Origin of the sequence: Janthinobacterium sp. PAMC25594 (assembly GCF_019443505.1) — a bacterium.
Lineage (GTDB): Bacteria > Pseudomonadota > Gammaproteobacteria > Burkholderiales > Burkholderiaceae_D > Janthinobacterium.
The window spans coordinates 6,430,491-6,438,661 of the sequence record NZ_CP080377.1 but is presented as its reverse complement, the minus strand read 5'-3'; the positions used below and the strand labels follow the sequence as shown (position 1 = coordinate 6,438,661).

Annotated in this window: 10 protein-coding genes; 9 read left to right on the top strand and 1 reads right to left on the bottom strand. The window is 54.2% G+C overall.

What is annotated here, in order from left to right:
* Positions 1-12: 12 nt before the first annotated feature.
* The 9 genes from KY494_RS28985 to KY494_RS28945 all read left to right on the top strand — a co-directional run bounded on the left by KY494_RS28985 (position 13) and on the right by KY494_RS28945 (position 5,781).
* Positions 13-303 (top strand): hypothetical protein, encoded by a 291-nt coding sequence (locus KY494_RS28985; RefSeq protein ID WP_219889305.1) that lies wholly within the window; start codon positions 13-15, stop codon positions 301-303.
* A gap of 4 nt (positions 304-307) precedes the next feature.
* Complete coding sequence (locus tag KY494_RS28980; RefSeq protein ID WP_219889304.1) at positions 308-1,138, top strand: hypothetical protein; 831 nt, start codon at positions 308-310, stop codon at positions 1,136-1,138.
* A complete protein-coding gene (locus KY494_RS28975; RefSeq protein ID WP_219889303.1) occupies positions 1,138-2,991 on the top strand; it encodes a hypothetical protein in 1,854 nt (617 codons plus the stop codon). Before KY494_RS28980 ends, KY494_RS28975 begins: the two co-directional genes overlap by 1 nt.
* 166 nt (positions 2,992-3,157) lie before the next feature.
* The gene (locus KY494_RS28970; RefSeq protein WP_071077676.1) at positions 3,158-3,523 is read left to right on the top strand and encodes a hypothetical protein; all 366 of its coding nucleotides are present in this window, start codon (positions 3,158-3,160) and stop codon (positions 3,521-3,523) included.
* A complete protein-coding gene (locus KY494_RS28965; RefSeq protein WP_219889302.1) occupies positions 3,520-3,780 on the top strand; it encodes a hypothetical protein in 261 nt (86 codons plus the stop codon). The genes KY494_RS28970 and KY494_RS28965 overlap by 4 nt, the downstream gene beginning before the upstream one ends.
* Positions 3,771-4,235 carry a D-Ala-D-Ala carboxypeptidase family metallohydrolase gene (locus KY494_RS28960; RefSeq protein ID WP_219889301.1) on the top strand — a complete coding sequence of 155 codons (465 nt, stop codon included), beginning with the start codon at positions 3,771-3,773 and terminating at the stop codon, positions 4,233-4,235. The genes KY494_RS28965 and KY494_RS28960 overlap by 10 nt, the downstream gene beginning before the upstream one ends.
* Positions 4,232-4,627: a hypothetical protein gene (locus KY494_RS28955; RefSeq protein ID WP_219889300.1), complete on the top strand. Its 396-nt coding sequence runs from the start codon at positions 4,232-4,234 to the stop codon at positions 4,625-4,627. Before KY494_RS28960 ends, KY494_RS28955 begins: the two co-directional genes overlap by 4 nt.
* Positions 4,624-4,890, top strand: a complete 267-nt coding sequence (locus KY494_RS28950) for a hypothetical protein (protein ID WP_219889299.1) — start codon at positions 4,624-4,626, stop codon at positions 4,888-4,890. Before KY494_RS28955 ends, KY494_RS28950 begins: the two co-directional genes overlap by 4 nt.
* Before the next feature lie 102 nt (positions 4,891-4,992).
* The gene (locus tag KY494_RS28945; protein WP_219889298.1) at positions 4,993-5,781 is read left to right on the top strand and encodes a DNA adenine methylase; all 789 of its coding nucleotides are present in this window, start codon (positions 4,993-4,995) and stop codon (positions 5,779-5,781) included.
* 267 nt (positions 5,782-6,048) lie between these two features.
* Here KY494_RS28945 and KY494_RS28940 read toward each other — a convergent pair whose 3' ends face one another.
* Positions 6,049-7,932 carry an AAA family ATPase gene (locus KY494_RS28940; RefSeq protein WP_219889297.1) on the bottom strand — a complete coding sequence of 628 codons (1,884 nt, stop codon included), beginning with the start codon at positions 7,930-7,932 and terminating at the stop codon, positions 6,049-6,051.
* Between the last annotated feature and the right edge of the window lie 239 nt (positions 7,933-8,171).

Sequence of the window (8,171 nt, the reverse complement as noted above, 5' to 3'; positions counted from 1 at the left end):
AGATTCGATGCCATGACCGTCTGGCCCCTCATCCTGGTGCGGCCGGCCTCGCGCGGCGACGACGCGCTGCTCCAGCACGAGATGGTGCATTACCGCGAGCAGCGCAATTGTGGCGTGTTGCCATGGCTGTTGCGTTATGCCATGTCGGCGCGCTTCCGCCTGGGCGCCGAAGTGCGCGGCTACCGGGCACAGCTGGCTGCCGGCGGCATTTCTCTGGAGCGTGCCGCCGTATTGCTCATGCGCTACGGCGTCGATATCACCCATGCGCAGGCGGTTGCTCTGCTCAAGGCATCCAAGGATTGAACCGATGACGAACCTGCGAATCATTTATGACAATGCCGCCGACCGTGCCGCACTCACGGCATCGAGCCAGGCCGGCGCGCTGAGCGTGGCCAACCTGCAGCGCGAAGGCAAGCATGACGTGCTGCGCTCGCTCGGCCTGGCCCTGAGCATCACCGCCACCTGGCCCACGCCCGAGATCATCGGCGGTGTGGCGCTGCCATTTTGCAACCTGACGCCGACGGCGACGATCCGCGTGCGCGGCTATGTGGAGCCAGGCGACGCCGTGCCCGATTTCGATACCGGCACGGTGCCAGCGTGCGAGTACGCGCGCCTGGGCATGTGGGACTGGGGCGCGCTGCCGCTGGGCGTGAACGCCTTCAGCTACGGCGGCGGCACGTATGCGCGCTGCTGGCTCCAGATGCGCAGCGTCAAAAAGCTGGTGATTGACCTCGCCGACCCGGACAACCCGGCAGGCTACATCGAGGCGGCGCGCCTGGTGATCGGCCCTTACTGGAGCCCGGAGCAAAACGCCTCGTACGGTGCCGGCGTCACGTCGGTCGACACCAGCACCCAGTATCGCAATGGCGCTGGCGGCCAAACGGTCGGGCGCGGTGCGCTGTATCGCAAGCTGTCGCTTGCACTGGATCATATGACGCCGCTGGACCGGGCCGAGCTGTGGCGCATCGTGCGCGGCAACGGGCTGTCGCGGCCGCTGCTGATCAGCCTGTACCCAGACAGTGATGACGGTGAACTCGAGCAGGCGCACCAGGTGTATGGCCGCATCGCCAGCAATTCCGCCATCACCACCCCGTATTACCAGGCATATGCCACTAACATCGAAATCGAGGAACTGTAATGGGCGACTTTTTTTACTATGGCCAGAAAGACACGATCCGGCGCCTGAATGAGTTGGCCGGGCGCGGCGCCGTGGTGGCATCGTATGCGCCAGCGGTGGGGCGGTCGCCGCTTGGCGGGCCGAATGGCTATATGAATCCAGCATGGTTAGACCCGAGCATTTCAATCGCTACTACGTGGCCTGTGACGGTTGGGATGACCAATAAAGCAGGCTACAGCTTCATCGGCCAAAACCCTCCGACAGGCCTTTGGTATCGGATTGCCACGTTTGCAGCTGACGGTGGCAGTAATGCACAACATTTGCGCATTGACGGGGTATTGAATGATAACTGGGCTGCGAGCGCCAGTTCCCCGTTCGTGCTCATGCTGGGCGTCCGGGGTGGCTTTTATTACGATGCGACGTTCAATGGAACCGTCGCAGTTAATGCCCGTATAGCTGTCTTTCAGCAAGCGAACGGAACGTTTGAAGTGTATTTGCATTTTCGGCCGGGCACGTTCGGATCGGCGTCATTCAACCTGCTGGGTTATACGGCCACTACATACGCGCAGCCTGTTTCTGTAACAGCAACACCTGCCGGAACAGTTGTTTATGACACGGGCGATGCGACAACTTATCCACCACGCTGGCGGGGAATTGCACCAGCCGGCACTTCAACCGGCTCGATTGCGAGCCTGTTCCGGTCTACCATATTTGTTGGGAATGGTACTGCCAGCACCTCTTTTTTGAATGCTGGTGGCGAACAAAACGCCGTAGCTGCGGGGACATTTCGGACCATGCTGGCTCTCGGGGTGGGCGGAATAACAGGTTCGGCAAATCCGGGCGTTTTTAATTGGAAGGTATCTGCCGGAAATGGCGCGCTGACCAAAGACGGCTACACAATGGCATTAAGTGCTTATGACACAGGCTCAAACACCAACAGCGCGGATCTGCTCAGCGTCAGGGGAACGGGCCTTGTGTATATGCCGTTGTTAAAAGCTGGCAGCACTGACGCGGCGGCAGGTCGACATAACATCAGCAAAACGGGCAGCCAAGGTATGGAGATTTTGTACGTTGGCCTGAATGGCGCGACCAATCCAAGCATAGCTGTTCTTGCGGCTGATGGCCTTGGAGGATGGAACAACGCCGGCACTGTGTTGTATGTTGGAAAGAATGCCGCATCTGGAAGAAGCATAGGAGCACCTGGCACAATCAACGGCATGGGCAATGACTATGCCGAATACATTTTCAAAAGCCCTATCTGCGGTATCGTCGCCCCCGGTCAAATAGTCGGCATCACCGCCGACAACAAAGTCACGGACAAGTGGGCCGATGCCGTCATGTTCTCGATCAAATCGACCGCACCCTCATTTGTCGGTGGCGATTCCTGGGCCAACGACGTGGGGCCGCGCCCGTCGCCCCAGACAGGACCAGCGCCGACCCAACCCCTGCGCCGCACAGATGTGGTCACGCAGCAGCCCGTGCCCGGCACCAATCCACCGGAATATGAGGACGTGGTAACGGAACCCGGCGACACCGATGAAGAATGGGCGGAAAAGATGGCCACCTACACTGCCGCGCTGGCCGCCCACAATATCGCCGTGCAGCAGGACGCCGAGGCCATGGCCACCTTCGACGCGGCGCTGGAAGTCGAGCGCCAGAAGGTCGACCGCATCGCCATCGCCGGCCGCGTGCCGGTCAACGTGCAGGGCGCCCAGCCAGGCGACTACATCGTGCCTGTGCAGGACGGTGCCGGGATCAAGGGCATTGCCGTGCGCGAGGATGACCTCAGCATGAAGCAGTACTTTCGCGCGGTCGGCCGCGTGATCTCGATTGAACCGGACGGCCGGGCCTATGTGATGGTCAAGGTCGTGTAGCACAGCAGCACTCCACCACAAACCCGCTTCGGCGGGTTTTTTCATTTCCACCATCAGAAAAATACTGTCTCACCTTTCCCTAGAAATGAGACAGCCATGCTCGTAATGTCAGCGCTAGCCGCTGCTCTAGAGCAATCCACCCACATACCCAACCCGAAAGGCCAATATGGCAGAACCTGCAAGCAGCACCGTCGGCATTGCAATCGCCGCCGGCACCATCACCCTGACCGGATCCATCCTGGGCGTGCAGTATGACGCGCTGCTGGCCGGCCTGGCTGGCGGCCTAGTTTCGCTGTCCTACCTGCCGCCCATGCGCGGCCCGCAGATCGCCGGCAGCGTGATCGGCTCCTCGCTGATCGCCGGCTGGTTCGCGCCGGTGGCCAGCGTCACAGCAGCCAATTATTTCCCATTCCTGTCGAGCGCCGGCGAATCGGGTATCCGCATCGCAGCCGCAGCCGGCCTGGGCCTGTGCGCCCAGGTCATCATCCCGGCCGCATTCGCCTGGCTGCGCAAGAAAGGAGACGTGCCATGAACATTTTGTATTCGATCGACATGGCGGCGGCGGCCATCGTGCTGGCGCGAGGGCTGTTCGTCGAGCTCAACCACATGCGGCCTGGCACGGGCAGTCCTATCCGCATCACGTGGATAGCGCTCACGGCCGGTGCCGCCGCCGTGCTGCTGTTCGGTGTGACACCGGCCTGGCCCGAGGTGCTGCTCCATTGTGGCATCGCTGCGCTAGTCTGCGTCGACCGGCGCTCATCGTTCTGGAAGGGATCGTCATGCAACTGAGTAAAAATTTCTCGCTGGCCGAACTGATCGCCTCCGACTGGGCGGCGCGCCATGGTGCCGACAACACGCCGCCGGCCGTCGTGCTGGCAGAACTGCAGCGTACGGCCGAGATGCTGCAGCGCATCCGCAATTATCTGACGGCCAGCACCGGCATCGATACGCCGCTGACCAATATCAGTGGCTACCGCTCGATTCCCGTGAATCGGGGCATCGGCAGCAGCGATGGCAGTGATCATGTGCGCGGCTGCGCTGCTGACTTCAAGGCGCTGCGCATGACGCCATACCAAGTATGCCAGGCGTTACTGCCGAAATTGGACGAGTTCGGCATCGGCCAGATCATCAACGAACTGACCTGGGTGCACGTCAGCACAAAGATGGTGGCCAAGCCGATCAACCGCATCATCACCATCGACCGCCACGGCACGCGCGCTGGCATCTTGCAGGTGCGGCCGTGAGCGCGCTGGGCACCCTGGCGGCCGGCGCCGTCAGCGGTATCTGGAAGGCGGCGGCCATCCTGCTGGCCGCCGTGCTGCTGGTGGTGGCCAGCTCCACTGGCACGGGCTGGTGGCTGGCAGCTGGCGACCGTGACACCGCGCGCGCGGCGCTGGTGCAGGAGCAAGGCGTCAGCGCGCAGCTGCGCAGCTCCATTGCCGAGCAAAACCGCGCCATCGATGGCATGGCCAAGGCAACCCTGGCGGCGCAGGAGCGCGGCACGGCGGCACAGGCGGCAGCCGCTGCCAAGGGCAAGAAGTATGACGTCGCCCTGGCGCAGATCGCGGGCGCGCGCGCCAATACCTGCGACGAGGCTATGCCGGCCGTCAGGCTGCTGCTGGAGGGCGTGCAATGAAATGGATGCTTGTATTGATGCTGGCCGGCTGCGCCAGCGCGCCCCCGACTCCCGTGCGCGTCGAGGTTCCTGTATTTACACCATGTGTAAAGGTGGCGCCGCAGCGCCCGGCCTACGAGTTCGACCAGCTGGCGCCAGCGGCAACGGATGGCGAAATGGTCGTGGCGCTGGCGCGGGACTGGCCGCGCGGCAGGAAGTATGAAGTGGAACTGGAGGCAGCAATTGCGGGCTGCATTCTGCCAGATGAAAAATCGGAGCGCTGATTGTCGCTGCGCTAACAGCCGCAATCAGCCGGTGGAGCCTGGTGAGTAGGCTTGGATTACCTCATGGGAGGAATTCGACTTTACCACTAGGAGGTACACATTTTGGCATTACCCATCATCCCCTGGATCGGCGGCAAACGACGCCTGGCCGACCGCATTATCCCGCAATTTCCACCTCATACCTGCTACGTCGAGGTCTTCGCTGGCGGCGCCGCGCTGTACTTCATGCGGCCTCCGGCCGAGGTGGAAGTGCTCAACGACGTCAATGGCGAGCTGATCAACCTGTATCGCGTCGTGAAGTGCCACCTAGAGGAATTCGTACGCCAGTTCAAGTGGGCGCTGTCGAGCCGCGAGGTTTTCAAGTGGCTGCAGGATACGCCGCCGCATACCCTGACGGACCTGCAGCGCGCGGCGCGCTTCTTCTACCTGCAGCAGCATGCCTTCGGCGGCAAGGTCGACGGGCAATCATGGGGAACCGCCACGACAGCGCCACCGCTCAACTTGCTCCGTATCGAGGAGAACCTTTCGGCAGCACACCTGCGCCTGTCCGGCGCTTACATCGAAAATCTGGACTGGTACAAGTGCATGGAGCGCTACGACCGGCCTCATACGCTTTTTTACCTGGACCCGCCGTACTGGGAGACTGCCGGGTATGGCGTGGAGTTCGAGTTTGCGCAGTACGAGAAGATGGCTGAATTGATGGCTAGACTGAAGGGCAAGGCCATCTTGAGCTTGAACGACCACCCGGACATCCGGCGAGTGTTCCAGCACTTTCAGATGGATACGACGGGCATTCAGTACAACGTCGGTGGCGGTGGGAGAGCGGTGCAGCGGAAGGAACTGATAATCTACAGTTGGGATAGAGCGGGCGAGCCTGTAGGTCTTTTCTGAATTTTAAGTGCTGTAGCCCGTGGCCACTGACGAGTATATCGTCGTGGCGCTGGCGTGGGAATGGCCGCGCGGCCGTGCATTCGAAGAGGCACAGTTGGCCATTCTTTATGGATGCCTTTAGTCTGTTGGACATTCCTTTCTTTCATGTTCCAGATCACGTGCGTTTAAATATGGATCCGTCAAAGTTGATATTTTGAAAAATTTTTTAAACTCCAAAGTAGCACGGCGCTGAATTAGATAAAGTTATTCAATTTGGCACCCTTTCTTTTATTCTTGGAGTGCTTTAAATATAGTCTCAAATTGAACCGGAATAAGATCACCATTTGTTTCATGCACCATGCTAAATTCTGCAATTTCGTACATTAATCCTCTTTTTTTGTTCCCAATTGTCGATGTTAATCTTTTAAATTCCTTCACTGCCAGATCAGGTAGAGCTTTGCTGTGAATTTGCAAATAATCTTTATCGCTTAACAATTTAATTCCGTTGAGATATTCCGTCTCGGTATTTCTTGCGTTTTTTTTGCCACTAATTTTAAAAATGAAATAATCCATTGATTTTTGCAGTAATTTTTCATCCTTAATCCAATCAGACCAATGCACTTCTTCTTCGCAAAAATCTTTTATTGGATACTCGGTAGGCCATTTTTTATGTAGAAATAATAACGTGCAGATCGGATCTATTATTAAATTTTCTATTGCATAACAATGATCCTTGGCTAATACTTTGACAAATTTTGTATCATGTGCCTTCAGATCCCAATCAATTACCCCTCTAACTGTTCTATTTCCATTTTCTATAAGTTCATTAACTGTTCCTTCTACTTGAGTGCAATTCCCCGCTCCGTTGATCAATTCCGCCAGTTGATTCAATTTTTCTTCATCAACAATCCCAACAAATTTGGCTGAATTTATAATATGACCTTTTGATACCTTGGGGCCGGAACTTATGAAGGTTAAATTTATCTTTTTATCCAGATGCTTTGATTTTTTCACCAATTTATCATAAATTAATTGATATATTGCGTGATCATATAGACTTTCAACATAAACTTGTCGTCGGTTTTCAGGATCTATAGATATCTGAGTAACCCCTGACAATAGTTCTGAGATTGCCGAATCCTTGTCAATTTCACTAACCTCGTTATTTTTTATAAGGTAAATAATGTCGTTTGGTGCCAGTGCTACCGTTGTCGGCGAGTGAGTTGTGAGTATAATTTTTACCCCAAAATTTTTAGTGAAGATTTCCAACGTTTGAAATAATTTGTCAACCATTTTGGGATGAAGGAAAGCATCTGGCTCATCCATTAAAATAAGTTTTGGTGCTGCGCTCAATGTTTGCTTTCCATATTGACTGTTAAATAATGTTAGAGCCATCCAAAGTAAAGTGTTTTCTCCGGAGGATAACATTGGTGGTGTAATTATTGTGCCTGATTCATCTAGTAGGTCAGTCGGTTCGCTTAGTGTGCGATCTGTTTCTGATGGAGGATTGAAATGATACTTTCCGTCAAAAATGAAGCTTAAAATATTATTTAGTGGAATCCACGGCCTTTCACCAAATCTCTCTTTGAATTCTTCATCATTGTAATGTGGGACGCTTTCCCCTAATGTAAGGAGGAATCCATTATATTTGTTTTGCCAAATTTTGCGTATGTAGTCGGAGAACATCTCTCGTACATTTAAATGTCCAATTATATTTTCATTTTCTTCTGTGTAATGCAATAGTATGTCTTCCTGCGTTAGTTCTTGAGGGTTCTTTTCTACTGCATTTGCAATTTTTTTGATTGCCATATATATTGCGCGTGGACTTATGACTTCCCTATAATTTGTAGCGCCATCTTGGATTAATATTTCCAAATTATCCTTGTAATTTTTCAATGCATTACATATTGATTCTATACTGCGTTCATGTCTATTTTTCTCAAAAAATTGACCAAGATTTGGATTAAATTCATGAGATGAGATAAGTTTTATTTGAGAGTTTTGCAGAATGGTTTCGTTGATTTCAATATTGCAGCTTCCATTTACTATTGAATTTAGAAAACGTGTTTTTCCTGATCCATTTCTTCCAATGATAACGGAAATAGCATTCTGAAATGTTGATGGATTTTTTAATGAAAATCCGTTGAAATTGCGGAGTTGAGTAATATTCATTGCATTATTTTCCTGTTGTAATCGGCTATTTTTTTCAATTTTGGTAAGCGTTACAGAATCTACTTCGGCTGTCTACTTGTTTTTCAATACCATTAGGATTTCGACCGCAATTGGAATGTTTTTTCGTGGTGCTGGTGTGGCGAATGCTGCTCTAGTTGGCGGTGAACTACAGTAAATTTCGGTCACTAGTTTCGTATGCATCTTCTCATGCAGCGCCCGTGGAACGGTAACCAAGGTAT

Bases quoted from the DNA above. Each gene is read 5' to 3' on its own strand.
- KY494_RS28950 (WP_219889299.1), top strand. From the start codon at position 4,624: ATGAAATGGATGCTTGTATTGATGCTGGCCGGCTGCGCCAGCGCGCCC.
- KY494_RS28985 (WP_219889305.1), top strand. From the start codon at position 13: ATGACCGTCTGGCCCCTCATCCTGGTGCGGCCGGCCTCGCGCGGCGAC.
- KY494_RS28960 (WP_219889301.1), top strand. From the start codon at position 3,771: ATGCAACTGAGTAAAAATTTCTCGCTGGCCGAACTGATCGCCTCCGAC.
- KY494_RS28970 (WP_071077676.1), top strand. From the start codon at position 3,158: ATGGCAGAACCTGCAAGCAGCACCGTCGGCATTGCAATCGCCGCCGGC.
- KY494_RS28940 (WP_219889297.1), bottom strand. From the start codon at position 7,932: ATGAATATTACTCAACTCCGCAATTTCAACGGATTTTCATTAAAAAAT.
- KY494_RS28980 (WP_219889304.1), top strand. From the start codon at position 308: ATGACGAACCTGCGAATCATTTATGACAATGCCGCCGACCGTGCCGCA.
- KY494_RS28965 (WP_219889302.1), top strand. From the start codon at position 3,520: ATGAACATTTTGTATTCGATCGACATGGCGGCGGCGGCCATCGTGCTG.
- KY494_RS28975 (WP_219889303.1), top strand. From the start codon at position 1,138: ATGGGCGACTTTTTTTACTATGGCCAGAAAGACACGATCCGGCGCCTG.